General features: G+C 71.3%; 26 protein-coding genes and 2 pseudogenes. 10 read left to right on the plus strand and 18 right to left on the minus strand.

The features are described from left to right. Positions 1-3 precede the first annotated feature (3 nt). Together rfbD and rfbB are read right to left on the minus strand one after the other, a co-directional pair. Positions 4-897, minus strand: coding sequence for a dTDP-4-dehydrorhamnose reductase (gene rfbD / locus FM051_RS17470; RefSeq protein WP_158844289.1), 894 nt, complete (start codon positions 895-897; stop codon positions 4-6). Beyond that, positions 897-1,889, minus strand: a complete 993-nt coding sequence (gene rfbB, locus FM051_RS17475) for a dTDP-glucose 4,6-dehydratase (RefSeq protein ID WP_158844291.1) — start codon at positions 1,887-1,889, stop codon at positions 897-899. Before rfbB ends, rfbD begins: the two co-directional genes overlap by 1 nt. 253 nt (positions 1,890-2,142) lie before the next feature. Between rfbB and FM051_RS17480 the strand changes: the two genes are divergently transcribed. The 3 genes from FM051_RS17480 (at position 2,143) to FM051_RS17490 (ending at position 5,782) form a co-directional block, all read left to right on the plus strand. Next, positions 2,143-3,588: an LCP family protein gene (locus FM051_RS17480; protein WP_238412460.1), complete on the plus strand. Its 1,446-nt coding sequence runs from the start codon at positions 2,143-2,145 to the stop codon at positions 3,586-3,588. A gap of 88 nt (positions 3,589-3,676) precedes the next feature. Then, on the plus strand, positions 3,677-4,873 hold the full coding sequence (locus FM051_RS17485; protein ID WP_158844295.1) for an LCP family protein: 1,197 nt from the start codon (positions 3,677-3,679) through the stop codon (positions 4,871-4,873). 213 nt (positions 4,874-5,086) lie between these two features. Continuing rightward, positions 5,087-5,782 carry a TIGR03089 family protein gene (locus FM051_RS17490; RefSeq protein ID WP_158844297.1) on the plus strand — a complete coding sequence of 232 codons (696 nt, stop codon included), beginning with the start codon at positions 5,087-5,089 and terminating at the stop codon, positions 5,780-5,782. A gap of 211 nt (positions 5,783-5,993) precedes the next feature. On the opposite strand, the pseudogene FM051_RS53690 reads toward FM051_RS17490, so the two are convergent. Next, positions 5,994-6,080, minus strand: a pseudogene (locus tag FM051_RS53690) (DoxX family membrane protein); the annotation flags it as partial. 266 nt (positions 6,081-6,346) lie between these two features. Here FM051_RS53690 and FM051_RS17500 point away from each other — a divergent pair. Together FM051_RS17500 and FM051_RS17505 are read left to right on the plus strand one after the other, a co-directional pair. After that, on the plus strand, positions 6,347-6,679 hold the full coding sequence (locus FM051_RS17500; RefSeq protein WP_158844299.1) for an ArsR/SmtB family transcription factor: 333 nt from the start codon (positions 6,347-6,349) through the stop codon (positions 6,677-6,679). Beyond that, the gene (locus FM051_RS17505; protein WP_158844301.1) at positions 6,676-7,152 is read left to right on the plus strand and encodes an SRPBCC family protein; all 477 of its coding nucleotides are present in this window, start codon (positions 6,676-6,678) and stop codon (positions 7,150-7,152) included. The genes FM051_RS17500 and FM051_RS17505 overlap by 4 nt, the downstream gene beginning before the upstream one ends. Positions 7,153-7,219: 67 nt before the next feature. Here the strand turns inward: FM051_RS17505 and FM051_RS17510 are convergent, their stop codons facing one another. From FM051_RS17510 to FM051_RS17540, 7 genes are all read right to left on the minus strand, one after another. Continuing rightward, the gene (locus FM051_RS17510; RefSeq protein WP_158844303.1) at positions 7,220-8,380 is read right to left on the minus strand and encodes an acyl-CoA dehydrogenase; all 1,161 of its coding nucleotides are present in this window, start codon (positions 8,378-8,380) and stop codon (positions 7,220-7,222) included. Between the two features lie 52 nt (positions 8,381-8,432). After that, positions 8,433-8,939: a 5-(carboxyamino)imidazole ribonucleotide mutase gene (gene purE / locus FM051_RS17515; RefSeq protein ID WP_274383613.1), complete on the minus strand. Its 507-nt coding sequence runs from the start codon at positions 8,937-8,939 to the stop codon at positions 8,433-8,435. Continuing rightward, positions 8,936-10,123 carry a 5-(carboxyamino)imidazole ribonucleotide synthase gene (locus tag FM051_RS17520; RefSeq protein ID WP_158844305.1) on the minus strand — a complete coding sequence of 396 codons (1,188 nt, stop codon included), beginning with the start codon at positions 10,121-10,123 and terminating at the stop codon, positions 8,936-8,938. The genes purE and FM051_RS17520 overlap by 4 nt, the downstream gene beginning before the upstream one ends. Before the next feature lie 148 nt (positions 10,124-10,271). Beyond that, complete coding sequence (locus FM051_RS17525) at positions 10,272-11,270, minus strand: ABC transporter permease (protein WP_158844307.1); 999 nt, start codon at positions 11,268-11,270, stop codon at positions 10,272-10,274. After that, positions 11,267-12,139, minus strand: a complete 873-nt coding sequence (locus FM051_RS17530) for an ATP-binding cassette domain-containing protein (RefSeq protein WP_238412461.1) — start codon at positions 12,137-12,139, stop codon at positions 11,267-11,269. Before FM051_RS17530 ends, FM051_RS17525 begins: the two co-directional genes overlap by 4 nt. Further along, a complete protein-coding gene (locus FM051_RS17535) occupies positions 12,136-12,552 on the minus strand; it encodes a GntR family transcriptional regulator (RefSeq protein ID WP_158844309.1) in 417 nt (138 codons plus the stop codon). Before FM051_RS17535 ends, FM051_RS17530 begins: the two co-directional genes overlap by 4 nt. A 224-nt stretch (positions 12,553-12,776) precedes the next feature. Further along, a complete protein-coding gene (locus FM051_RS17540; RefSeq protein ID WP_158844311.1) occupies positions 12,777-13,583 on the minus strand; it encodes a GGDEF domain-containing protein in 807 nt (268 codons plus the stop codon). A 146-nt stretch (positions 13,584-13,729) separates the two neighbouring features. On the opposite strand from FM051_RS17540, the gene FM051_RS17545 reads away from it, so the two are divergent. The 3 genes from FM051_RS17545 to FM051_RS17555 are packed head-to-tail and all read left to right on the plus strand — an operon-like array spanning position 13,730 to position 17,222. Further along, on the plus strand, positions 13,730-16,084 hold the full coding sequence (locus FM051_RS17545) for a sigma-70 family RNA polymerase sigma factor (RefSeq protein ID WP_158844313.1): 2,355 nt from the start codon (positions 13,730-13,732) through the stop codon (positions 16,082-16,084). 35 nt (positions 16,085-16,119) lie between these two features. Continuing rightward, positions 16,120-16,635: a GtrA family protein gene (locus tag FM051_RS17550; protein WP_202918914.1), complete on the plus strand. Its 516-nt coding sequence runs from the start codon at positions 16,120-16,122 to the stop codon at positions 16,633-16,635. A 35-nt stretch (positions 16,636-16,670) separates the two neighbouring features. Next, positions 16,671-17,222 (plus strand): GtrA family protein, encoded by a 552-nt coding sequence (locus FM051_RS17555; RefSeq protein ID WP_158844315.1) that lies wholly within the window; start codon positions 16,671-16,673, stop codon positions 17,220-17,222. A 6-nt stretch (positions 17,223-17,228) separates the two neighbouring features. Here FM051_RS17555 and hisN read toward each other — a convergent pair whose 3' ends face one another. Continuing rightward, on the minus strand, positions 17,229-18,014 hold the full coding sequence (gene hisN / locus FM051_RS17560) for a histidinol-phosphatase (RefSeq protein ID WP_158844317.1): 786 nt from the start codon (positions 18,012-18,014) through the stop codon (positions 17,229-17,231). A 33-nt stretch (positions 18,015-18,047) separates the two neighbouring features. On the opposite strand from hisN, the gene FM051_RS17565 reads away from it, so the two are divergent. Together FM051_RS17565 and FM051_RS17570 are read left to right on the plus strand one after the other, a co-directional pair. Beyond that, positions 18,048-18,719: a response regulator transcription factor gene (locus tag FM051_RS17565; protein WP_158844319.1), complete on the plus strand. Its 672-nt coding sequence runs from the start codon at positions 18,048-18,050 to the stop codon at positions 18,717-18,719. After that, positions 18,719-19,993 (plus strand): ATP-binding protein, encoded by a 1,275-nt coding sequence (locus tag FM051_RS17570; RefSeq protein ID WP_158844321.1) that lies wholly within the window; start codon positions 18,719-18,721, stop codon positions 19,991-19,993. The genes FM051_RS17565 and FM051_RS17570 overlap by 1 nt, the downstream gene beginning before the upstream one ends. A 91-nt stretch (positions 19,994-20,084) precedes the next feature. Here the strand turns inward: FM051_RS17570 and FM051_RS17575 are convergent. From FM051_RS17575 to FM051_RS17605, 7 genes and pseudogenes are all read right to left on the minus strand, one after another. Beyond that, positions 20,085-20,333: pseudogene (locus tag FM051_RS17575) on the minus strand (hypothetical protein); the annotation flags it as partial. Beyond that, positions 20,330-23,023: a TNT domain-containing protein gene (locus tag FM051_RS53180; protein ID WP_158844323.1), complete on the minus strand. Its 2,694-nt coding sequence runs from the start codon at positions 23,021-23,023 to the stop codon at positions 20,330-20,332. The gene FM051_RS53180 and the pseudogene FM051_RS17575, both read right to left, overlap by 4 nt. Before the next feature lie 14 nt (positions 23,024-23,037). Continuing rightward, positions 23,038-23,346 carry a WXG100 family type VII secretion target gene (locus tag FM051_RS17585; RefSeq protein ID WP_158844325.1) on the minus strand — a complete coding sequence of 103 codons (309 nt, stop codon included), beginning with the start codon at positions 23,344-23,346 and terminating at the stop codon, positions 23,038-23,040. Continuing rightward, positions 23,343-23,837 (minus strand): YbaB/EbfC family nucleoid-associated protein, encoded by a 495-nt coding sequence (locus FM051_RS17590; protein ID WP_158844327.1) that lies wholly within the window; start codon positions 23,835-23,837, stop codon positions 23,343-23,345. Before FM051_RS17590 ends, FM051_RS17585 begins: the two co-directional genes overlap by 4 nt. 111 nt (positions 23,838-23,948) lie before the next feature. Further along, a complete protein-coding gene (locus tag FM051_RS17595) occupies positions 23,949-24,512 on the minus strand; it encodes a GNAT family N-acetyltransferase (protein ID WP_238412463.1) in 564 nt (187 codons plus the stop codon). A 4-nt stretch (positions 24,513-24,516) separates the two neighbouring features. Next, positions 24,517-25,446 carry a hydroxymethylglutaryl-CoA lyase gene (locus tag FM051_RS17600; RefSeq protein ID WP_158844331.1) on the minus strand — a complete coding sequence of 310 codons (930 nt, stop codon included), beginning with the start codon at positions 25,444-25,446 and terminating at the stop codon, positions 24,517-24,519. Further along, positions 25,433-25,963, minus strand: coding sequence for a PH domain-containing protein (locus FM051_RS17605; RefSeq protein ID WP_158844333.1), 531 nt, complete (start codon positions 25,961-25,963; stop codon positions 25,433-25,435). The genes FM051_RS17600 and FM051_RS17605 overlap by 14 nt, the downstream gene beginning before the upstream one ends. Positions 25,964-25,987 lie beyond the last annotated feature (24 nt).

Here is a 25,987-nt window from a genome sequence, read left to right on the forward strand (position 1 = left end):
ACCTCAGGGCACGGCGTGCGCCGCCACCGCGGCGGCCAACGCCTCCTGCCAGTGCCGCAGCGGCGTCAGCCCCGCGTCCGCCCACGCCCGGCCGGACAGCACCGAGTACGCCGGGCGCGGAGCGGGCCGGGGGAAGTCGGCGGTCGTGCACGGGCGCACGCGTTCCGGGTCCAGGCCCAGCTCGGCGAAGATCGCGCGGGCGAACCCGCACCACGTGGTCTCGCCGCCGCCGGTCGCGTGCAGCACCCGTGCCGGCGTGCCGCCGGAGGACACCAGTGCGGCCAACGACAGCAGGCCGTGCGCCAGGTCGAGCGACCACGTCGGCGAGCCGACCTGATCGTCCACAACGGACAACGTCTCGTTGGTGGCGGCCAGGCGCGCCATCGTCTTCACGAAGTTCGCGCCGTGCTCGCCGTAGACCCAAGCGGTGCGCACCACCCACGCACGGTCCCAAGTGGACAGAACGCGTTCCTCGCCGGCGAGCTTGGTCCGCCCGTAGGCCGAACGCGGCCCGGTCTCGTCGGACGGCTCGTACGGCCGCGTCCCGTCACCGGGGAACACGTAGTCCGTCGACACCTGCAGCAGCGGCACGTTGTGCTCACGGCAGCTCGTGGCCAGGTACCCCGGCCCCAGCGCGTTGACCGCGAACGCCCGGTCGAAGTCGGTCTCCGCCGCGTCCACCGCCGTGTAGGCCGCCGCGTTCACGACCACCGGCCGGAACCCGGCGTCACGCGCGGTCGAGGCGAACACGGCCACCGCGTCCGCCACCGCCGACGGGTCGGTCAGGTCCAGCTCGGCCGACGACGGCGCGTGCACCAGACCGTCCTCGGGCGCCGCCGCCACGATGTCCTGCCCGAGCTGCCCGCGACCGCCGGGCACCAGGAGTGCGAGCGCCATCAGCCGGCCAGGGCCGCGCGCTGCTTCAGCGGCTCCCACCACGACCGGTTGTCCCGGTACCACTGGACGGTGGCCGCCAGGCCCTCGGTGAAGTCGACCCGCGGCGTGTACCCCAGCTCGGTGCTGATCTTGGTGATGTCGACCGAGTACCGCCGGTCGTGGCCCTTGCGGTCGGTGACCGGCTCGACGAACGAGTCCCAGTCGCGGCCGGTCGCCTCCAGCAGGCGCTCGGTCAGCTCGCGGTTGGTCAGCTCGGTGCCGCCGCCGATGTTGTAGATCTCGCCACCGCGACCGCCCTCCAGCACGAGCTGGATACCGCGGCAGTGGTCGTCCACGTGCAGCCAGTCGCGCACGTTCAGCCCGTCGCCGTACAGCGGCACCTTCTTGCCGTCCACCAGGTTGGTGACGAACAAGGGGATGACCTTCTCCGGGAACTGGTACGGACCGTAGTTGTTCGAACACCGGGTGATGCACACCGGCAGTCCGTGCGTGCGGAAGAACGACCGGGCCAGCAGGTCGGACGACGCCTTGGACGCCGAGTACGGCGAGTTCGGCTCCAGGATGTGGTCCTCGGTCCACGAACCCTCGTCGATCGTGCCGTAGACCTCATCCGTGGACACGTGCACGAACTTCGCCACGCCGGCCTCCAGCGCGCCTTGCAGCAGCGTCTGGGTGCCCAGCACGTTGGTCAGCACGAAGTCGGCCGAACCGGAGATCGAACGGTCCACATGCGACTCGGCGGCGAAGTGCACCACCACGTCCGTGCGGCTCATCAGGTCGGCGACCAGCTCGCGGTCGCAGATGTCGCCGCGGACGAAGGTCAGCCGGGGGTCGTCCGCGACCGGCGCCAGGTTCTCCTCGTTGCCCGCGTAGGTGAGCTTGTCCAGCACCACCACCTCGGCGTCGGCGTAGGCCGAATACGCGCCGCCCACCAATTCCCGCACGTAGTGCGAACCGATGAACCCGGCCCCACCCGTAACCAGTACGCGCATGCTCAGTGCCCTCCCGCAAAGCGTTGCCCGATGAAGTCTGTCACGAGGCTTAACCGTGCAACCCACCCGGTTGTTACAACGTCTCCCGTATAAGAGGAGTGTCGGGTGCGGTTCGCCGCTCCGCCACAGATCTCGATCAGACGGCCTGAGCGCACGGGGGAGGCAGGCAGTGGACCGGAGTCCGCCTGGAACAGCCGGTGGATCGACTGCTCTTCGTGTGCTCGCGCTCACCGGTCGTTCACTGTTGGCACTGGTGTCGGCGGCTGTGCTCCTCGTCACGTGGTACGGCTGGTACCACCTGAGCGATATCGACGACGACATCACGACGACGGACGTCATCGCCTCCTCGGTCACCGAGCAGAGCGACGGCGAGACCCGCAAGCCGCTCGACGGCGCGGTCGACATCCTGCTGGTCGGCGTCGACAGCCGCACGGACGCGCAGGGCAACCCGCTGTCCGACGAGGTGTTGGCGCTGCTCAACGGTGGTGTGGCGGACGGAACGCTGAACACCGACACGATGATCCTGGTGCACATCCCCCAGGACGGCACGCGTGCGGTGGCCATCTCGTTCCCGCGCGACGCGTACGTGGAGATCGCGGACGGGTTCGGCAAGCACAAGCTGAACTCCGCGATGGCCCGGCAGAAGAACGAGACGGCGCAACGGCTGCGCAACGAGGGCGTGACCGACGAGGCCCGCATCGAGTTGGAGTCGACGCTGGCCGGGCGCCGGACGTTGATCAAGACGATCGAGGGCATGACCGGCGGCTCCGTCACCGTCGACAACTACGCCGAGGTCAACCTGGCCAGCTTCTACGAGGTCACGAAGGCCATCGGCGGCGTCGAGGTGTGCCTGAACCAGCCGGCGCGCGACCGCGCGTCGGGTGCGAACTTCCCGGCGGGCCGGCAGACCATCGCGGGCGCGCAGGCGCTGTCGTTCGTGCGCCAGCGCAGCGGGCTGCCCGGCGGCGACCTGGACCGGATCGTGCGGCAGCAGGTGTTCATCGGCGCGCTGGCCCGCAAGGTGCTGTCCACCGGCACGCTCACCGACCCGGCCCTGCTGTCCGGGCTGATGGACGCGGTGAAGAAGTCCGTGGTGCTCAACGAGGGGTGGAACATCACCGAGTTCGCCGGTCAGATGCAGGGGCTGGTGTCGGGCAACATCCAGTTCCGCACCATCCCGGTCGGCGACCCGACGGACACCTGGAGCGACGGCAACGTGCTGCCGGTCGACCCGGCGCAGGTGCGGCAGTTCATCAAGGGCCTGGCGACCGACAACAACCCGTCGAAGGCGCCCACCACCACGACCCCGGTCGGGCCGCCGAACTCGGCGGTCACCGTCAACGTCTACAACTCCGCCGGGGTGAACCGGTTGGCCGCGAGCGTGCTGGACATGTTGGCGGAGAAGGGGTTCCGCCGGGGTGACGCGGACAGCGCGGCGTACGCGGACACGACGTCCGTGCGGTACGCGCCGGGTGAGCGGTCGAGCGCCGACAACGTGATCTCCGCCCTGGGCGGTAACGCCGAGGCCGTCGAAGACGACTCCGTGCCAAGAGGGCAGGTTCAGGTGTACGTCGGTGCCGACTACGCACCGCCGGACCAGTCCGACCCGGCGTCGGCAGGCGACACCGGGACGAAGATCACGCCGACGACCACCTCCGCCCCGCCGATCACGGCCGACGGTGTGGTCTGCGTCAACTGAACACCCGCCTGCCGGTGAACCCGGACGTCCGACCGGCTGAAGGTGGTTAGCCTGACCGGACATCCCCATCCGTAGGAGGAACGCGTCGGTGAAGGCCGCGGTGATCGTCGGACGCACGCTGGTCGTGCTGCTGTCCGCGGCTGTGTTGGCGGCGGCCGGGTACGGGTGGTCGACGTTGAAGCGCGTCCAGGAGAGCGTGAACACGACGGACGTGCTGGCCGAGCTGTCGGACGTGCCCAACGCGCCGCCCGTGGCCGACGGCGCGACCGACATCCTGCTGGTCGGCAGCGACAGCCGCACCGATGCCCAGGGCAGGCCGTTGCCGGATCGGGTGCTGCGGCAGTTGCGCACCGAGGCGACGGACACGCTCAACACCGACACGATCATCGTCATGCGGGTGCCGCACAACGGCGGCAAGGCGCGCGCCGTCTCCATCCCGCGGGACACTTACGTGCCCATCCCGGACCACGGCGAGGAGAAGATCAACTCGGCGTACGGGCTGACCAAGTTCTTCACCATGCAGCGGCTCCAGGCGGAGGGCGTGGGCGACCTGGAGGAGCGGTCGAAGCAGGGCGACCAGGCGGGGCGCCGGGCGTTGGTGCAGGTGGTGCAGGACCTGACCGGGGTGCGGGTCGACCACTACGCGGAGATCAACCTCTACGGGTTCTACCTGCTCACCGAGGTGATCGGCGGCGTCGACGTGTGCCTGAACCAGGCCACGTCCGATCCGGACTCCGGTGCGAACTTCCGCGCCGGTGTGCAGTCGATCTCCGGTGGTGACGCGCTGGCGTTCGTGCGGCAGCGCAAGGGCATCCCGAACGGTGACCTCGGGCGGATCACCCGGCAGCAGGTGTTCATGTCGGCGGCGATGACGAAGCTGATGTCGGCCGGGACGCTCACCGACCCGGCGCGGCTGTCCGGGCTGCTGGACGCGGTGAGCAAGTCGGTCGTGGTGGACGAGAAGCTGGACCTGGCGACGTTCGCGAACCAGGCGCGTGGGCTGGCCGGCGGGAACGTCGAGTTCGCGACCATCCCGGTGACCGGCGTCGGCGCGCGCAACGAGCGCGGCCAGAGCGTCGTCACGGTGGACCCGGCGCAGGTGAAGGCCTTCGTAGCCCAACTCCTGGGCGAGAAGACCACCACCCACACTCCCCCTCCCACAACGGCCCCCACCACCGTCCCCACCACGGCTCCCACCACCCAAAAGCTCACCGGAGACCGCCTGGTGACCCTGGACGGCCGCCCCCGCGCAACCGCCCTCCAATCCCCACCCTGCATCGACTGACCCGAGAGTCGAACCTCCAGGTACCGAGAGTCGAACCCTCAGGTGCGCCGAATTCTGCGTTCGGGTGGGTCGAGGCGCGGGTGCCGGTGTTGTCCGAACGTGGAGTTCGAGGTACGTGAGCGTTCGACTCTCGGCACCTGAGCGTTCGACTCTCGGGAGGGCGTGGGCCAGGGCCGGCGGGTGTGCGCGGGCGGGGCGTGGCAAGGTTGGCGCATGACCGTCACGGATGCCCTGTTCGCGCCGCTGTTCGCGGCGAATCCCGGCCGTCCCCTGATCACGCACTACGACGACGCGGCGGGCACCCGGGTGGAGCTGTCGCGGGCCACCGTCCGGAACTGGGCGGCCAAGACGGCGAACTGGCTGCGTGACGAGCACGACGTGGAGCCGGGCGACCCGGTGGCCGTGCTGCTGCCCGCGCACTGGCAGACGGCCGGTGTCCTGCTGGGCGCGTGGTGGTGCGGCGCGGCGGTGACGAACGACCCGGCGGGCGCGAAGGTGGCGGTCGTGGCACCCGGCGGTGAGGCGCCCGGTGCGCTGGTGACGGCCGTGGCGTCGTTGCACCCCATGGGGTTGGGCAGCGGCGCGCCGGTGGACTACAACGACGACGTGCGCGTGTTCGGTGACGATTTCGCGCCGTGGGAGCCGGTTCCCGGCAACACCCCGGCACTGCTGCAGTCCACTGTGGACGAGGTGGTCGAGGAGGCGCACCAGCGGGCGGCGACGTTGGGCATCACCACGACGTCCCGCGTGCTGTCCACTGTGGAGTGGACGCTGCCGGACGGGGTGCTGAACGGTTTCCTCGCCGTGCTGGCGGGCGGCGGTTCGCTGGTGCAGTGCAGCAACGCCGCACCGGACCTGCTGGCCGCACGCCGCGCCGGCGAGCAGACGACCCTCGACCTGGTCGGCTGACTCCCGCCGTCAGGCGGGCTGCTCGGCCTTCTTTGCCCTTGACCAGGCGGCCGACGGTCAGCGACCCGCCGTTGAACCCGACCGCGATCGCGGCCACGCCGAGCACGAGGACCAGTTCGTAGCCACCCTGCCCGAGCAGACCGTTCGGCAGGTGCACGAGGACCAGCGCGCCGAGCATGTTCGCGGCCAGCAGCACGGCCACCACCGGCATCGCGACGCCGAGGACCAGCAGTGCGCCGCCGGCGAGTTCGACGATCGCGGCGAACCAGGCGGACAGCGTCGGCAGCGGCACGCCCATGCCCGCGAAGGCGGTGGCGGTGCCGTCGAGCCCCCACTCGGTGACCTTCTACCAGCCGCGGGCGATGAACACCACGCCCACGCCGAGCCGGCCGATGAGTGCTGCCACGTCCTTGAGCATGTGCGATTTCCCCTTCGCATTGACGATCAGTCACGACGAAGTTATATGAAATTTCAACCAATCCGCGCGCCGAGAAGGGGTGTTGACAGCCAGTCGGCAGGCGCGTAGAAAACCAATCAGTTAGATAACCAAGTGGTTAGGTAGACATGGCGGACGATCCACTGAGCATCACCTTCGCGGCCCTGGCCGACCCGACGCGCCGAGCCATCCTGGCCCGACTGGCCGAGGGTGCGGCCACCGTGAAGGAACTCTCCGAACCGTTCGCGATGAGCGGCCCGGCGGTCTCCAAACACCTGCGGGTGCTGGAGCGGGCCGGTCTGATCACGCGCGGTCGTGATGCGCAGTGGCGGCCTTGCACGCTCGACGCGACGCCGTTGCGCGAGGTCACCGAGTGGGCCGACGGCTTCCGCCGGTTCTGGGACGACAGCTACCGACGCCTGGACACCTACCTGGAACACATGAAGGAGAAGGGGACATGACCACTAAGACCGCGCTGTGGACCACGCCGTCCGACGTGGAGGTGGCCGCTACGAGGACGTTCGACGCGCCGCAGGAGCTCGTGTTCGACGCGTTCACCAAGCCGGAGCACATCGTGCACTGGATGCTCGGCCCCGAGGGCTGGACCATGCCGGTGTGCGAGATCGACCTGCGGCCGGGAGGTCGGTGGCACATGGTGTGGCGGCGGGCCGACGGCACCGAGATGTCGATGACCGGCGAGTACCTGGAGGTCACGCCGTCGTCGCGGACCGTTCAGACCGAGTCGTGGGGCCCGGAGTGGCCGTCGACCGTCAACACGACCGAGTTCATCGCCGAGGGCGACCGCACCACCGTCGTCCAGACGATGAAGTTCCCGTCCAAGGAAGCCCGCGACCGTGCGACCGAGACGGGCATGAAGGACGGCGCCGACATCAGCTACGACCGGCTGGCGACGTACCTGGCGACGCTGTCCTGATCACGGCCTGGAGGCGGCCTGATCAAGGAGATCAGGTGCCTCCAGGCCGCGTGGCGAAGGGGCCGGGTCAGCCGAGCAGTGAGCGTGACATCACAACCCGCTGGATCTGGTTCGTGCCCTCGTAGATCTGGGTGATCTTGGCGTCACGCATCATGCGCTCCACCGGGAAGTCGCGGGTGTAGCCGGCGCCGCCGAACAGCTGCACGGCGTCCGTCGTCACCTCCATCGCCACGTCCGACGCGAAGCACTTGGCCGCCGCGGTGATGAAGCTGATGTTCGGCTCGCCCCGCTCGGCCTTCGCGGCGGCCACGTAGACCATGTGCCGGGCGGCCTCGATCTTCATCGCCATGTCGGCCAGCATGAACTGGACGCCCTGGAACTCGGAGATCGACTTGCCGAACTGCTTGCGGTCCTTGACGTAGGCGACGGCGGCTTCCAGGGCGCCCTGCGCGATGCCCACGGCCTGCGCGCCGATCGTGGGACGCGTGTGGTCCAGGGTCCGCAGGGCCGTCTTCAGGCCGGTGCCGGGTTCGCCGATGATGCGGTCCGCCGGGATCGTGCAGTTCTCGAAGTGGATCTCACGGGTCGGTGAGCCCTTGATGCCGAGCTTGCGCTCCTTCGAACCCACCACGAAACCGGGGTCGTCCTTGTGCACGACGAACGCCGAGATGCCCTGGGACTTCTTCGGGGCGTCGGGGTCCGTCACCGCCATGACCGTGTACCAGGTGGATTCACCCGCGTTGGTGATCCAGCACTTGGTGCCGTTCAACACCCAGTGGTCGCCGTCGAGCCGGGCCCGCGTGCGCATCGACGCGGTGTCCGAACCGGCCTCCCGCTCCGACAGCGCGTACGACGCCATGGCCTCGCCCGACGCGACGGACGGCAGCACCTGCTGCTTCAGCGACTCCGACGCCGACAGCAGGATCGGCATCGTGCCCAGCTTGTTCACCGCCGGGATCAGGGACGACGACGCGCACACGCGCGCCACCTCCTCGATCACGATGCACGTCGCCACCGAGTCGGCACCCTGGCCGTCGTACTCCTCGGGCACGTGCACGGCCGCGAAACCTGACTTGACCAGCGCGTTCAACGCCTCGACCGGGAAGCGCTCCTGCTCGTCCACGTCCGCCGCGTGCGGTGCGATCTCCTTGTCCGCAAGCGACCGGACCGCCTCGCGCAGCGCCTCGTGCTCCTCGGCGAGCTGGTAGGTACCGAAGCTCGGGTCCACGTTAAGTTACCTCCCGGTAGGGCGTCCTGCCAGGATGTTAGCGCGCGTTCACTCAGTTGTCCGCTGTGCCGTCCGCAACAGCCCGCAGCGCCTCGTCCTTCTCCAGCACGAGGTCCGAAAGGGACGCCTGGAACGCCGCCATCCGCTTCTGCAGGACCGGGTCGGAGGCCGCCAGCACCCGCACGGCCAGCAGCCCCGCGTTGCGCGCGCCACCCACGGACACCGTGGCCACCGGCACACCCGCCGGCATCTGCACGATCGACAGCAGCGAGTCCATCCCGTCCAGGTACTTCAACGGCACCGGCACGCCGATCACCGGCAGCACCGTCGCCGACGCCACCATGCCCGGCAGGTGCGCCGCCCCGCCGGCACCGGCGATGATCACCTGCAACCCGCGGGACGCGGCGGAAGACGCGTAGTCCAGCATCCGCTGCGGCGTGCGGTGGGCCGAGTACACGCCGACCTCGTAGGTCACGTCGAACTCGGCCAGCGCCTCGGCCGCCGCCTTCATCACCGGCCAGTCCGAGTCGCTGCCCATGATCACGCCGACCTGCGTCACTGCTGTCCTCCGTGGATGTCGTACCCGTCCAGCCACACGCCGTCGGACAGCCAGTGCGCGGCGAGCCGAGCCCGCTCGCGCACCTCGTCCATCCGCTCACCGAGCAGCGTCACGTGACCGATCTTGCGTCCCGGCCGCTCCGCCTTGCCGTACAGGTGCACGTGCGCGTCGGGGAACCGGGCGAACAGGTGGTGCAGCCGCTCGTCCGGCCCCATCTCGGGCGTGTCCGAGGCGCCCAGGACGTTCGCCATCACGACGGCGGGCGCGGCGAGGTCCGTCGCGCCGAGCGGGTAGTCGAGCACGGCACGAAGGTGCTGCTCGAACTGCGAGGTCCGGGCGCCTTCGATGGTCCAGTGGCCGGAGTTGTGCGGGCGCATCGCCAGCTCGTTGACGACCAGCCCGTCGGCGGTGTCGAACAGCTCCACCGCCAGCAGCCCGACCACGCCCAGCTCGGCGGCGATCTTCAACGCCAGCTCCTGCGCCTGCTCGGCGGGCCCGTCCGGGGCCGGGGCCAGCACCTCGACGCAGATCCCGTCCGCCTGCACGGTCTGCACCAGCGGCCACGACGCGCCCTGCCCGAACGGCGAGCGCGCGACCAGCTGGGACAGCTCGCGGCGCATGGGCACGCACTGCTCGACCATCAACGGCGTGCCGGCGGCCAGCAACTCGGGGACGACCCGCTGCGCGCTCTGCGGCGTGTTGAGCATCCACACACCACGACCGTCGTAGCCGCCGCGCACCGCCTTCAGCACGCACGGCCACCCGTGCTGGGCGCCGAACTTCAGCACGTCGGCCGCCTCCAGCACGGCGGAGAACGGCGGCACCGGCGCGCCCATCTCGGCCAGCCGCACCCGCATGACCAGCTTGTCCTGCGCGTGCACCAGGGCGTCGGGCCCGGGGAACACCTTCACGCCGTCGGCGACCAGCGCGTGCAGGTGCTCCTGCGGCACGTGCTCGTGGTCGAACGTGACGACGTCACACGACTTGGCGAACGCACGCAGCGCGTCCAGGTCGGTGTGCTTGCCCAGTTCGACATCGCGCGCGACGAGTGCGGCGGGGTCGGAGTCCGACTCGGCGAGCACCCGCAGCGACTGGCCGAGGGGGATGGCGGCCTGGTGCGTCATGCGGGCGAGCTGGCCGCCACCGATCATGCCGACGACGGGGAGACGAGTTCGGGAGTCCACGGTTCGGTGAGTCTACCTGCACAAACACAACGCGCCGCAGCGGAGGCGTCGGCACGCTCCCCCGTTGGGGAAGTCCCGCACGCCCGGAAGCGTGCGAGACCCCCTCAGCAGGGCCGCCGCGGTGCGAAGGCGGCAGGCCCGGTGCTGATTAGACCCCACGTGACCGGCGCACCCACACGAAGGTCAGCGCGAACAGGCCTGCGGCGAGCAGGGCGAAGACCCCGAACTCGAACCACTGGAACGACACGAGCCGGTCGGCCGGGTGGTAGTCGCTGAAGGTCTGCACGCCGTTGTCGGCCATGCACTTCGCGTACTCCGTGTTCGACTGGGTGCCGCCACACACCTGGGGAAAATCGATCTCGTTGCCCGCGGCGTCGGCGTAGCCGGAGTTCACCGTCCAGGAGCCGTCGTTCCCGGCGCTCCAGTACAAAGGCGATTCGTCATACGGCTCCACCTTGCGCAGCGGCTCCTGGAAGTACGGCCGCCAGAACCCCGCCACGAAGGCCCGCACCAGGAAGAACCCGCCGAGGGCGAGCCCCATCGACAGCACCGTGCGCCGGGTGATCGCGCTGAACGCCAGGCCGAGCGCGAAGCCGAACACCGCGTACCCGACCTGCACCTGCGGCGCCGCCTCGAACGCCGCGCCCTCGAACGGCCGGAACGGCACGTAGTCCGTCGTGACGGCGTTCATGCTGTTCATCAGCTTGATCAACGCCGTGCCGAGGCCGGCGGCGAGCACCACGGTGATCGCACCGAGCAGGACGACCTTGCCCACCAGCCAACGGATCGGGGTGAGGTCCTGGCTCCACACCACGAGGTGCGTGCGCTGCTCGTACTCGCGGGAGAGCAGGGGCGCGGTCCAGAACACCGCGATGACCGCGCCCAGCGCCATCGGCGTCAGCGTCAGCATCTGGCTCACGTCGAGGTAGCTCCACCGGCCGAGCAGGTCGTGCTTTTCGCCCGTGGCGTCGGTGTGCCAGGCGATGCCGAGCGCCACGGCGGCGGCACCGACGACGACCACGGCCGTGCCGAGGATCGTCCAGCGGTGCTGTCGCCAGGTCAGCCACAGCAGGTCACCCCAGCCGACGCGGGTGCGCGTGGCCACCGGTGCGGCGGTCGTGACGTCGGTCGTCGTGATGGTGGTCATGCGCGGGCCCCCTTCCTGGTGGCTTCGAGCTGCGCGAGCACGTAGTCCTCCAACGTCAGCGGGCGCTCGGTCCACTGCCCCGCCACCACCGGCCGCGGCTGCCCCTCGGGCAGTTCGACCAGGAACGTCGACTGGTTGCCGGTGTGCCGCGCCTCCACGACGTCGCCCAACGCGGGCGGCACGTCCGAGCGCGGGCCGGTGTAGCTGACGTGCCGGCCGAGCAGTTCGTCCAGGTCACCGCCCGCCAGCAGCCGACCGTGCGCGAGCAGCAGCAGGTAGTCGGCCACGCCCGCCAACTCGGCCACGACGTGCGTGGACAGCAGCACCGTCATGCCGGTCTCGTCGACCTCGCTCAGCAGCTCGGCGGTCACCTCGCGGCGGGCCAGCGGGTCGAGGTTGGCCAGCGGCTCGTCCAGCATGAGCACGCTCGGCCGCGAGCCGATGGCCAGCGCGAACGCCACCTGGGCCTGCTGGCCGCCGGACAGCTTGCCGCACGCCTTGTCCAGCGGGATCTCGAAGCGCGCCAGCCAGCGGCGGGCACGCGCCTCGTCCCACACGACGTTGAGGTGCGCACCCAGGCGCAGCATGTCGGCCGCGGAGAAGTGCCGGTAGACCGGCTTCTCCTGCGACACGAACGCCACCCGGCCCGTCGCGCCCGCCGACCCCTCGTCGGCGTCGAGAAGGCCCGCGAGGACGGTCATCAACGTCGTCTTGCCGGCGCCGTTCGCGCCGACCAGTGCCGCCACCCTGCCCGCGGGCAGGTCGAACGTGCACTCCCGCAACGCCCACTTGTTGCGGTACCGCTTGCCCAGCGCCTGCGCGCGCACCGCGATCGCGGTGCGGTCAACAGGCTCGACCGCAGTAATCAAAGGACCGCCACCCCATCCCCCGCTGTTATCTGATTGCCGTCTTCGTCGGCGGCGAGGACAGACCGCACCAGCGCGTCGATGTCCTCGATGTCCAATCCGGCCTCACGCGCTTCGCGGACCCACTCGGCCAGGCGCGCCCTGAGCGCCGCCATCACCTCGGGGTCGGTCGAGCCGAGCCCGGCCTTGATGAACGTGCCCGAGCCCTGGCGTGCCTCCACCAGGCCGGACAGTTCCAGTTCGCGATAGGCCTTGAGCACGGTGTTCGCGTTCACACCACTCCTCGCGACGACGTCGCGGACGGTCGGCAACCTGTCTCCTGGTCCCAGCCAGCCCAGGCGCAGCGCTTCGCGCACCTGTCGCACCAGCTGGAGGTACGCGGGGAGGCCACTGGACCGGTCGATGCGGAACTCCACCCGGCGCCTCCAAAGTGTTCTAGTCAACTAAGACACTAGAAGACCATCACGCCCGGAAGGCTGTCAAACGCGCAGGCACGGCGTGTCGCCCGATCGGGTACAGAAAGTGAGAAGCCCGGTGCACTGGGGGGAGGCACCGGGCTTCTCGGGGGGAGGGGAGTTGGTGACGGACGCCGGACAGGGGATCGGTGTGCTCGGCGCCCGACGTTCAGCGCCCGAGGTCGTCAGCGTCCGAGGTCGGCGACCAACGCCACCGCGTCCTCGCACGTCTCGGGCAGTTCCTCCAACCAGACCCGGACGGGTCCGGTCGGCGCGATGTGCGGGTCGACGGCCAACCGGTCCGCCGTGAGCACCCGCAGGTTGGCCAGGGCCCGCGCCAGGTGCCGGTCACGGCGCAGCAGCACGCACGCCACCGACGGCCCGACCGAGGCCACCGTCTCGCCCGCGTCGAACACCTCCATCAAGACGTCCGCCAACAAGGTCATCGCCACCACGCGCGACCAGCCGGACGTCCTGGTCAGGTCGAGCGCGACCAGCACCAGCACGTGCTCCTGGCGGCCGACCGTCCGCGTCTCCGCGTACACCTCGCGCAGCCTGGTCCGCAGGTACGCGGCGGTGGCCAGGCCGGTCAGCGGGTTGTCCGCCGCGCAGTTCCCGGCCTGCTTGCTCATCACGTCACCCCAGCCCAGCGCGGTGACCCGGAGCATCCGCGCCGGGATCGCGTCGACGTTCGGCGACACCATCCCGGTCGACCCCGGTGGCTCCGCCAGCACCGCGTGCAACGCCGCCAGGTCCAGCAGCGTCTCGGCCAACCCGGCGCCCGCCTCGGCGCGCGCCTTGCCCAGCCGGTACAACTGCGCGCTCGGATCGCCCGGACCCAGCACCGCCCGACAGACTTCGTCCACCTCGGCCAGCGGCCAGTCCGCCGGGAACGCCCAGCCCGCGGCCATCGTGGCGGTCCGCCACCTCGACCGCAGTGCGCGCGACCCGTCAGCGCCGGAACGCCGTGCGACTGCTTCCCGAACACCCACCCGGATGCCTCCTCGACGTCGGTTTCCGAATACGGGACGTCGCCGCGCCTAGTCCATGACGGCATCAGGCCACCCCGGTTGGGCGGTTTCAGGTGACGATCCGCGATCCGGTGCGTCAGACTGGCGCCGCGCGAGGAGGGAAACACGTGGCGACCGTTCCTGCCGAAGTCCAGGGACCGAGCGACGCGGAGCTGATCGACTCCGTGCGCGACGGCGCGATCGACGCCTACGGGCAGCTCTACGAACGCCACGTGTCCGCCGCCTACAACCTGGCCCGCCAGCTCGCCAGGTCCACCGCCGAGGCCGACGACCTGGTCTCGGACGCCTTCGCCAAGGTCCTCGACGCGCTGCGCGCGGGCCGCGGCCCCGACTCGGCGTTCCGCGCCTACCTGCTCACCGCGCTGCGCCACACCGCCTACGACAAGACCCGGCGGGACAAGAAGGTCGAACTGTCCGACGACGTCGCCGAGGTCGCCCCCGAGGCGATGAGCGTGCCGTTCAAGGACACCGCCGTGGCCGGGCTGGAGCGGTCGCTGGCGGCGAAGGCGTTCGCCCGGCTGCCCGAGCGCTGGCAGACCGTGCTCTGGCACACCGAGATCGAGGGCCAGTCGCCCGCCGACGTCGCGCCGCTGCTCGGCCTGACCGCCAACGGCGTGTCCGCCCTGGCCTACCGGGCCCGTGAGGGCCTGAAGCAGGCCTACCTGCAGGTGCACCTGGCCGAGACCCAGGCCGAACGCTGCCGCGCCACCGTCGACAAGCTCGGCGCGTGGACCCGCGGCGGCCTGTCCAAGCGGGAGACCACGCAGGTCGAGGCGCACCTGGACGAGTGCACGGACTGCCGCGCGCTGGCCGCCGAACTGGCCGACGTCAACGGCGCGCTGCGCGGGGTCATCGCACCGCTGGTGCTCGGGGTCGGCACGTCCGGCTACCTGGCCGCCGCCGGGGCGGGCACCGCCAAGGCCGCCACGGTCGCCGCCGCCGCTGCGGGTACGGGTGGTGCCGCGAGCACCGCCAATGCCATCACGTCCGCACCGCGCCAGTTCCTCGGCGCCGCCGCCTCGGTCGCGGCCCTGGCGATCGCGGTGGTGATCGGCCTGGCCTCCGGCGGTAGCGACCAGGATGCGCCCGCGGCGCAGATCGCGCCGGCTCCGACGACGCAGATCGACTCGACCACCCAGCCCCGGATACCCACCCCGCTGCCACCACCGCCGGAGCCGGAGCCCACGCCGGAACCCACGACCGAACCGGCACCTACCACCGAGCCGGAGCCCACCACCGAGCCCGTGCCGACCACCGAACCGACGCCCACCACCGAACCCGTGCCGACCACCCAGCCCGCACCGGTCCCGACGCCGGAGCCCGAGCCGGAGCCTCAGCCCGAACCTCCGCCGGAGCCGGCGACCCTCGTGCCGACCGTGCCCAGCGGGTTCGCGCTGACGCCCGGCGACGAACCGGTGGACCTGCCGATCACCGTGCGCAACTCCGGTGAGACGGCCTCGGAGCCGGTGAGCGCCGCGCTGGACCTGCCACCCGGCGTCCGGTCCGTCGGCGCCGCGTCGTCGTTCACCGGCACGCGCCTGGCCAGGCTCGACGGCGCCCCCGACCAGTCCGTGACCTGCCCGGCGGGCGCCGGCGCGGTGACGTGCACGACCACGCAGGGCATCGCGCCCGGCGGCACGGCGACGTTCGTGTTCCGGCTCCAGGCCGACTACGAAGCGATGAGCGGCCGGATCTCCGGCACGGTCAGCGCGGGCACGTCGCTCAGCGTGTCGATCGAGTTCGCGGTCGAGGTGCGGCCGGTGCACGACAACCTGGAACTGCTGGTCCGCAAGTGGCACCACGGGTTCTGGGACCCGCGCCTGGACATCAAGGCCACCAACACCGGCGGCCGGGCGGGCAACCTGCGGCTGGTCGTGGAGTCCGACGAGCACGTGACGCTGGTCGCCCTGTGGTCCGGCTGCGAGCGGTCGCTGCACCGGGTGGTGTGCGAGGTGCCGCTGGCGCGCGCCGAGTCGTTCCGGCTGATGGTGTGGGCGTTCGGGTCGCCGTACCGCGACGGGGTGGTGCGGGTCAGCGCCACGCTCGGCACCGCGTCGAGGAGCGTCGAGGTGCCCGTCTCGCTGCGTCCGGGCGGTGGTGACGGTCAGCTGCCCGAGCCGCCGATCAACTGGCCGACGACGCCGCCGCGGCCGACCACCCCGTGGCCGCTGCCGACGACGACCAACCCCACGACGCCCAAGCCGACCACACCGACGACACCGACGACACCGACGACACCGACGACGACCACCGAGCCGCCGCTGCCCACCGAACCGTCAACGCCCGGGTCGACGCCGAGGATGGAACCGATCCCTGCCGACCCTGCCGACCCTGCCGACCCGACCGACCCGCCCCCGACGGAACCGCCACCGACCTCGAGTGAACCGTGTCAGCCCAGGTCACCGCTGCTGCCACCGTTGCTGGACGACCTGCTCCCTGATCAGTGCCGCACCCCTTCGTGATCGTTCGATCACGGTGTCGGTAGCCTGCCCCGGTGCTGCCACTCGTGCGCAGGGTTTTGGGCCTCCTACCGGAACCGGTCCGCTTCCTGATCAACAAGCACCGTGAGCTGATCCGGTTCGCCGTCGTCGGCGGCACGACCTTCGTGATCGACAACGGTGTCTGGTACGCGCTGAAGCTGACCGTCCTGCAGGACAAGGTCGTCACGGCCAAGGCCATCGCGGTGCTGGTGGCGGTCATCTCGTCGTACGTGCTGAGCCGGGAGTGGTCGTTCCACACCCGCGGCGGCCGTGAGCGGCATCACGAGGCAGCGCTGTTCTTCCTGGTCAGCGGCATGGGTATCGGGGTGAACCTGCTGCCGCTGTACGTCTCGCGGCACGTGTTCGACCTGCACTCGGAGATCGCGGACTTCGCCAGCGGGTCGGTGATCGGGATGCTCCTGGCCACCGGGTTCAAGTTCTGGGCGATGCGGAAGTTCGTGTTCCCCGAGGCCGACGCGCGGCCGTCGGTGGAGCCGCTGCACGTCGTCGCGGAGCAACGCGAAGTCGCCTGAACAGGCCTTTTCACCCGTTTCCGTACACTGCCAGGGTGTCCGTAGTCGAAAACGTCGTCCTCCGCCTGCCCGAACCGCTGCGCTCGCTGGCCCTCAAGCACAGAGAACTGCTGAAGTTCGCCCTGGTCGGCGGCACCTGCTTCGTGATCGACACGGCCATCTTCCTCGGCCTCAAGACGCTCGTGCTGAGCGAGCACCCGGTCACCGCGAAGATCGTGGCGACGCTGGTGGCCACCATCGTGTCGTACGTGCTCAACCGCGAGTGGTCGTTCAAGACCAGGGGCGGACGTGAACGCCGCCACGAGGCGGCGCTGTTCTTCCTCGTCAACGGCATCGGCATCGCGCTCAACTCGCTGCCGCTGTGGGTGTCGCGGTACGTGCTGCACTTCCAGGAGCCGAACGTGAGCAGGCTCGGCGAGGAGATCGCCGACTTCGTCAGCGCGCAGATCATCGGCATCCTGATCGCCATGGCGTTCCGCTGGTGGGCCTACAAGAAGTGGGTCTTCCCCGAGGCCGACTTCCGGCCGCGCCGCGTGACCAGGGCTTACGACCGCCCGGACGACGAGGAAGCGCTCGGCCGCTCCTGACCGGTTTCAGCGGCCCTGGCCGAGCACCTTCAGCGCCGCGTCGTGCAGGTGCCCGTTGCTCGACAGCACGTTGCCGCCGTCGAAGCGCTCCACGCCGCCGAGGTCGCTGAACCGGCCACCGGCCTCCGTCACCAGCACCTGGAACGGCGCCACGTCCCACGGGTTCACGATCGGCTCGGCGGCCACGTCGATCGCGCCCTCCGCGACCAGGCAGTGCTGCCAGAAGTCGCCGAACGCCCGGTTCTCCCAGCACGCGTCGACCAGCGCCAGGTACGCCTCGCGGGAGTGGTACTCGACCCACGTGCCCAGGTGCGTGGTGGACAGGTAGGCGTCGGACAGGTCGCGCACGCCGGACACGCTGATCGCCCGCTCGCCCGACGCGTCCGAGGTGTGTGCTCCGCCACCCGTCGAAGCCCACCAACGGCGGCCCAACGCGGGCGCGCTGACCACACCGACGACCGGCACACCGTCCGCTACCAGCGCGATCAACGTCGCCCACACGGGCAAGCCGCGCAGGAAGTTCTTCGTGCCGTCGATCGGGTCGACCACCCACGCCCGCCCGGCGCCCGCCGTGCCGCCCCGCTCCTCGCCCGCGACCTGGTCTTCCGGCGCCTCGACCGCGAGCACGGCGCGGATCGCGTCCTCGACCGCCACGTCCGCGTCCGTCACCGGTGTGCGGTCGGGCTTGCGCTCCACCACGAGGTCCCGCGCGCGGAACCGCGCGGTGGTGATCTTGTCGGCCTCGTCGGCCAAGCGGAGGGCAAGGGACAAATCGGCACGTAGGTCTGACACGAAACGGATCGTGCCACGCCTACGCTTGGCGACGTGAGCGTGGTCTTGTTGGCCGAGGACGATCCGGCTATCGCGGAACCGCTGTCCCGTGCGCTGCAGCGGGAGGGGTACCAGGTGCTCGTGGTCGGCGACGGTCCGGGCGCGTTGGACGCCGCCGCGCACGGCGGCATCGACCTCCTGGTGCTCGACCTCGGCCTGCCCGGGATGGACGGGCTGGAGGTGTGCCGGCGGCTGCGCGCGGGCGGGCGGGGCATCCCGGTGCTGATGCTCACCGCCCGTTCCGACGAGGTCGACTTCGTCGTCGGGCTCGACGCGGGCGCGGACGACTACGTGGCCAAGCCGTTCCGGCTGGCCGAGCTGATGGCCCGCATCCGCGCCCTGCTCCGCCGCCGCGCCCCCGGCACGTTGGAGGTCAACGGCGTGCGCATGGACCTCGCCGCCCGCCGCGTCACCGTGGACGGGCTGGAGGTGCAGCTGGCGAACAAGGAGTTCGAGCTGCTGCGCGTGCTGATCCAACGCGCGGGCCAGGTGGTGCACCGCGACGAGATCCTGTCCGAGGTCTGGAACGACCCGGAGCTCAAGAGCAGCAAGACGCTCGACATGCACATGTCCTGGCTGCGCCGGAAGCTCGGTGACGCCCGCTCGGTGGAGCGCCGCATCGCGACCGTGCGCGGCGTCGGCTTCCGCTTCAACACCGCCGACTGATGCGCAGCCGGATCCTGCGGGCCATCCTGCTCGCCGTCGCGGTCACCGGGTTCGCCCTGGGCATACCCCTCGGCTACACGGCACTCCGGCTGGTGGACGACGGCGCGCGCACCGACCTGGCCGCGCGGGCGCAGCGGATCGCCGCGTCCATCGACGACCAGATCGCCGGCGGCCGGCCGATCGACCTCGGACCGGTCGAGGTGGGCGTGCCCGAGGGCGGGCACCTCGTGGTCACGTCGTCCAGCGGGACGCACGAGTTCGGCAAGACACCCGGCCCCGACCCGTTGGCGGTCGAGGTGCCGATCGCGCAGCAGGGCACGGTGCGGCTGGAGGTGTCGTCGGCCCCGATGCACACCGCGCAGTACCAGGTCGCGGCGCTGGTGGTGCTGCTGGTCGTGCTGTCGGTGAGCACCGGCACGGTGGTGGCCACGGTGACGGCGCGCAAGCTCGCCAAGCCGTTGCGGCACGTCGCGGCGCGGGCCGCCCGGCTGGGCGCGGGTGACTTCCGGGTGGACGAACGGCGGCACGGCGTGCCGGAGCTGGACCTGGTGGCGGACGCGCTGGACAAGTCGGCGGGCGCGTTGGCGGAGCTCGTGCAGCGGGAACGGGAGCTGGTCGGTGACGTCTCGCACCAGCTGCGCAGCAGGCTGACCGCGTTGCAGCTGCGCCTGGAGGCGTTGTCCCTGCACCCGGAGCCGGACATGGCCGTCGAGGCGCGGGCCGCGTTGGAGCAGGCCGAACGGCTGGCGGAAGTGCTCAACGAGATGCTGGCCGCCGCTCGGGCCGCCCGCGCGGTCGGCGCCGAACCGCTCGACCTCGGCGCGGAGTTGTCGGCCATCACCGAGGAGTGGCGTGAACCGCTGCGCAGTGTCGGGCGCGCGCTGCGGGTGAAGGTGCCGGACGGTCTGCTGGCGCGCGCCACGCCCGCACGGCTGCGCGAGGCGATCGGCGTGCTGCTGGACAACGCCCTGCGGCACGGTGAAGGTCAGGTCGTCGTCTCCGCGCGCCGTGATGACGGCACGGTGGTGGTCGAGGTCGCGGACGGCGGCGCGGGCGTGCCGGACGAGTTGGCGCACCACATCTTCGAACGCGGTGTGTCCGGCGGCGGGTCCACCGGCGTCGGGCTGGCGTTGGCGCGGGCCCTGGTGGACGCCGACGGCGGGCGGCTGGAGCTGTCCGCCGCCCGGCCCGCGACGTTCGCCGTGTTCCTGCCCGTGCCGAAGGCCGAGGACGTGGTGGGCGTGTCCTGGCGGACCGACCTCACGCCTCGGTAGGCGCCGTCTCCGGTCGTGTGGCCTGTGACTGTGCGACCTCTGGCTGGGTGGCCTCTGGCTGTGCGGCATCCGACTGGGTGGCCTCTGGTTGGGGCAGCACCCCGACCGCGCCGCGCACGACCTGCGCCCACACCAGCCGGCCGAACAGGTAGTGGCAGGCGACGTCCTCGCTGGTGAACGCCGCCCAGTCGTACCGGTTGCCCTGCTCGCGCCAGAAGACCTCGAAGCCCTCCTCGGTGGGCAGCAGGCACCACGTGTTGTCGGCTTCCGCCCCGATCGACACGACCTCGGCGGGCACGCCCACGGCCAGCAGCCAACCCTGGATCGACTCGGCGTTCATCCCATCTCCTCCAGGTAGCCCAGCGCGAGCAGGTCGGCGACCGGGTAGGTGGTGCGGAACCGGACGCCGCCGCCGGGCTGTCCGAACCACTCGGCGGACAGCGTGAACCACACCGGCAGGACCTTGACCACCCGGTAGCGGTGGTAGCCGGCGTCCACCAGCGCGGGCGGCAGCGAACGTGCGGAGTACGCGGTGCCGAGCTGGGACAGCACCCGGCCTTCCGGCGCGCCGAACCGGTCCAGCTCCACGCCGACGGCGAGCACACCGGCCTGGCCCGCCTCGTAACCACCCTCGGGGAACAGCTCACCGGGCGGCCAGGCGTACTCGGGCGGGTCGGCGCGGACCAGGAACCGGCGGTCCCAGTCACGTTCGTGCATACCCGCCAACGGGTCGTAGCCGTCGAGCAGCGCCGGGTCGGGCGCCGTGCCGGGCGTGAGGACGAGGCGCGGACGGTTGCGCGCGGGCACCGGGTCGGTCGACACCGGACCTTGAGCCGTGGTCGGAGCCGCGCCGGAGAGCCGTGACCGCAGCCCGTCCTGGCCGGGGGTCCGGAGGTCCAGGCCGAATTGGGCGGACGCGTCCACCAGGTGGCCGTCCGGGTGCCCCTGCGGCTCGAAGCGGAGGCCTGCCGCGAACGTCTCGTCCTCGGACGGCGGCGGCAGCTGGCGGGCGGGCTTGGTGCTGGGCTGCGGGAGCGTCCCGCCGGGGAACATGTGCAGCAGGAACAACGCGGCCACCTCGGTGGTCGGCTGCGCGGTCTGCGCTGCCTTGACCGGGGGTGGCGGCGGGGTGGCGGCCGTTTCCGTCGGCAGGACCGCCGACGTCGGGCCGGACAGCAGCGGCGAGCCGCCGATGGTGTCGCGACCGCCGGCCGGGACGGGGATGATCGCGAAACCGAGGTCGCCGTCCTTGGTCTGCTGGGCGATGGCCGCCAGGGCGTCCTTGAGGTCCTTCGGCTGGGCGTCCTTGACCTCGCCCTTGGCCGCAGCCTCGCCCTTCGCCGCACCGTCGCTCTTCGCCTGGCCTTCCGCCTTGGCCTGGCCCTCCGCCTTCGCGGCGGCCTCGCCCTTGGCCTGACCGGCACCGGCGTCCTTGGCCTGGCCGCCCTGCCCCTGCCCCGACTGGCTCTGGCCCGACTGGCCCGACTGTCCTTGGCCGGACTGCCCTTGACCCGCCGGTGCCTGACCGGGCTGAGGCTGTGCGGCTTGCGCGGCCTGGGCAGCACGCGCCTCGGCCTTCTGCGCGGCCTGCTGACCGGACTGCTGAGCCGGGGCCTGGGTGTTCGCGGCGGCGTTGGCGGCGGCATTCGCGGCCGGGTTCTGCGCTACGGCGGCAGCAGCCGCAGCAGCCGGGGCCGCAGCGGCGGGTCCGCCACCGAGAGACGGGCCGCTGAAGTTGGGTCCCTGCGGCGCGGGCTGGTTCGCGGCCGGAGCCGCAGGTTGCGCGGGCGCGTGCGGGGCATCGGTGGTGGGCAGCAGCGGACGGTCGAGAACCGCCGCCGACGACTGGGTGACCGTGCCCTCGGTCCGGGTGACGGCGTCCACGACCGGAGCCGCAGCGCCCGGGACGGCACCGAGGACCGGGTTCACCACGTCACCGAGCCGGTTGCCCAGGCCGGGCGGTGTGCCGCCGTGGCCGGGCGCGTTGTCACGTCCGGGTGCCACGGGGTCGGTAACGCCTTGGACCGTGTCCGCCGCACCCTGAACCGTGCGGCCGACCGTGTCGTCGACGGTGTCGCCGACGTCCTGCACGACCTCGCCGGCCGTGTCCAGCACCGGTTCCACCACGGCCGCGACCGGTGGCACGACCGCGCCGACCGTCTCCACGACCGGCTGGGTCACCGCGCCGACCGTGTCCGTCACGGCACCGAGGAGCCCACCGACCAAGCCACCCGACTGGCCACCACCAGGCGCAGCCCCACCAGCGGGAACGCCGCCGGGAACCCCACCTGGAACGCCACCGCCGCCACCGGCGGCACCGCCGTCGGACCCACCGGGCAGCAGACCGTTCAGCAGCCCACCGCCCTGGCTCGGCCCGCCACCCAGCAGACCACCGCCACCCAGCAGACCACCGCCACCGAGCAAGCCACCCGACCCCTGACCAGCGCCGGGACCTTGCGCCGGGCCGGCGTCACCAGGCGCGTGCACGCCGGGGTTGGCGTTGACCGGGGGCTGGTGCCCGCCGATCTGCACGCCGCTGTCCAACCGCACCGCGCTGGTCAACGTGTCGGTCAGGTGGGCGACGTTCGCCGCCGCACCGCGCACCGCCGTGTCCAGCCCGAGCAACGCGGTCGGGTGCCCCGCACCAGCCGCCTGCTGCGCGGCGTCGTTGTTCTTGGCCAGGTTCACCAGCTCGCGGACCAGCTCGACCTTGGCCGCGCCGACCTGCTCGGCCGCGTGGTCCAACCGGTCGGCCGCCGCGTTGCAGCCGCGCACCACCGAGTTCAACGTGCCGTCCGGCGCGGTGAACTTGCTCCAGTGGCCGCGCGCCGACTCACCGGTCGCCCCGGACATGGCGGCCAACGCCTTGCTCGCCGAACCGTCGGACTCGCCCGCCAACGTGGACAGCTTCGTGCCCGCCTCCCGCCAAGCGGTCGCGGACGTGCGGAGGGCGTCCTCGTCGGCCTGCGGCCAGGACACCCCGGCTTTCGCGGCGACCTCGGCCAGTTCGGCCGGCAGCTCGATCCCCATCACGGCCCCCTGAGTCAGATCGCGCCGAGCGCGTTGCGGTTGCCCTCTTCGACTTCGCGGTACGTGCGGGCGGTCTCGGCGAAGCGCTGCCCGACTCCCCCGAACCCGGCGCTCAACCCGTTCAACCCGCCCAGCACGTCACCCGACGGCTGCACGTGGCTCGCCGCGAAGCTCTGCCCGATCGCGTCGCCGCCCCAGCAGTCGCCCAGCGAGTCCAGCAGGCCACCCAGGTCTCCCGCGATCTTCCCGGCGCGCTCGGCGAACGTGGTGAAGTCGTCGGCCCCTTCGGCGAGGCGGGCGAGGTCGGTGTTGAAGCCGTTCATCTCGTTCTCCTCGCGCTCGTCCTGCTCGGGCCGGCGGCGTCGGTCTGGAGCCAGTCGCGCTGCTCGAAGTCCTCGTCATCGTCAACGACCGGACGCCGTCGAGGTCGCTCCGGCGGCTGGACCTCTTCGGGCTGGATCTCCTCCGGGCGGAGGTCGGCGGTGCCCCGCAACAACGCCTCGGGGTCCGTGCCGGCGGGCAGCACCGGGCTCAACGTCCGGTAGGTGCCCTCGGCGGCCTTCGCCACCGCCTCCTGCGTGGTGCGCAGGATCAGCTGGGCGAGCTGGGTGGGCCGCAGCCGGTACGCGTTGTCGCTCAGCTCCAGGTCGGTGAGCGTGCCCTTGGCGTCGACCACGGCGGTCACGGAGCCGTCCGGGCTGGTGGCGGACCCGGACACCCTGGCCAGGTCGCGCTGCACGGACGCCAACTGGTCACGACTGCGCCGGTAGTCGGCGAGCAGTTCGTCCACCTGGGCGCGGTGATCGGTCGTCACGGCCACCTCCGGTCTTCGCCGTCGCCAGTCCGATTTGCCGCCTCCGGCGGCGGTGGCATGGTCGTCGGTCGCGCGTTGGACGTTACGACCGTTCCCCCGGTTCCCGGCGAATCACGGCACCAGACGGACGAGTGCCCGGTTCGTGCCGCGCCGTTCCACCACGTCGAAACCCGCGTCGGTGAACATGCTCAACGTGCCGTGGTAAAGATCGCCGGACCCCTTCTTCCCACCGCCGGTGTCCACGGGATACCCCTCTACGGACCGCGCGCCGTGTTCGCGGGCGAACCGCACGGCGTGCTCCAGCAACACCGCGCCCAAGCCCTGGCGGCGGGCGGTGCGGTGGATGAAGAAGCAGACCACCGACCACACGTCGGTCAGGTCGTCGTCCACCGGGGCGGCCACTTTGGTGCGCGCCAACCTCGAATAGCTCAGCCGTGGCGCGACCGCGACCCACCCGACCGGCCGCTCGTCGTCGTCGACCGCGATCAGGCCGACCGGCGCTTCGGAACGGACGCGGGCGCGCAGCAGCTCCTTGTTGCCCGCCGAACCGTTGTCGCGCATCTGGGCGTTCGTCTGGAGGAACCACGTGCACCAGCAGCCGGACTGCGCGCCGTTCGGCCCGAACAGCTCCTCCAGCAGCGGCCACGTCTCGGCCGTCAGCTCCACGACCCGCACGCCACTACCCCCGCAACGCCCGCACCACCCGCGACGGGCTCGGCCGGCCCAGCCGCTCCGCCATCCACGCACTCGTGTCGGCGAGCTTGTCCAGGTCGACGCCGTGTTCGACACCGAGCCCGTCGAGCATCCACACCAGGTCCTCGGTCGCCAGGTTGCCGGTCGCGGACTCCGCGTAGGGGCAGCCGCCGAGGCCGCCCGCCGACGAGTCGACCGTGGTCACGCCCGCCTGCAACGCGGCCAACGTGTTCGCCAACGCCTGCCCGTACGTGTCGTGGAAGTGCACCGCCAGCCGGTCCACCCCGTCGAAACCCGCCAGCAGCGCCGTCACCTGGCCCGGCGTGGCCACGCCGATCGTGTCGCCCAACGACAGCTGGTCGCAGCCCATGTCCAGCAGCCGCTTGCCGACGCCGACGACCTGATCACGCGGCACGGCGCCCTCCCACGGGTCGCCGAAGCACATCGACACGTACCCGCGGACCAGCAGGCCCTCGGCCTTGGCGCGGGACACGACCGGGTCGAACATGGCGAACTGCTCGTCCAGCGACCGGTTCAGGTTGCGCCGGGCGAAGGTCTCGGTGGCGCTGGCGAAGATCGCGACGTGCTCGACGCCGGCCAGCAGCGCCCGCTCCAGCCCGCGTTCGTTGGGCACCAGCACCGGGTAGCTCACGCCGGGCCGCCGGACCAGCCCGGCCAGCAGCTCCTCGGCGTCCGCCAACTGCGGCACCCACTTGGGGTGCACGAAACTCGTGGCCTCCAGCACCGTGCCGCCCGCGTCGGCCAGCCGGTCCAGGAACTCCAGCTTGGTGGCGACCGGCACCACCTCGGACTCGTTCTGCAGACCGTCCCGCGGGCCGACCTCCCAGATCGTCACGCGGTCCGGGAGCCCGTTCGCGCCGACCGTCTCCGGCAGGCCTGCTTCACGCGCGCCCATCGATGACCCTGCCCTCCGGCTGGTGGTCGTCCTCGGGGTTGTCGTTGATCTCCCGGTAGAGCATCGAGTGGACCTTCTCCACGCCCGGGATGTCGTCGAACTCCAGCGGCTCGTCCGAAGCCGACTCGATGATCAGCGTGCCGCAGCCGAGCAGCCGGTCCAGCAGGCTGTGCTCGAAGCGGACGCTGTTGATGCGGCCCAGCGGGATGTCCAGGCCGGTGCGCTTGAACACGCCGATCCGGTACATCACCCGGTCGCTGGTGACGATGAAGTGCGTGGTGCGCCAGCGGACCACCGGCGCCAGGGTCAGCCAGGTGACCAGCACCACGACGACGGCGGCGAGCGCGATCCAGGCGATCGACGACCACGTCTGCCCCGACACCAGCGCCGCGAGGTAGGCGCCACCGCCGACCGCGACGAGGAGCACGAGCACCGGGACGAGCAGCATCTTCCAGTGCGGGTGCTTGTGGATCACGACGTGCTCGCTGGGGCTGAGCAGGTCGTCCGGGTAGGCCACGGCGGTCCCTTCGGTGGCTGGGCA

This window comes from Saccharothrix deserti, from assembly GCF_009769385.1.
Taxonomy (GTDB): Bacteria; Actinomycetota; Actinomycetes; order Mycobacteriales; family Pseudonocardiaceae; genus Actinosynnema; species Actinosynnema deserti.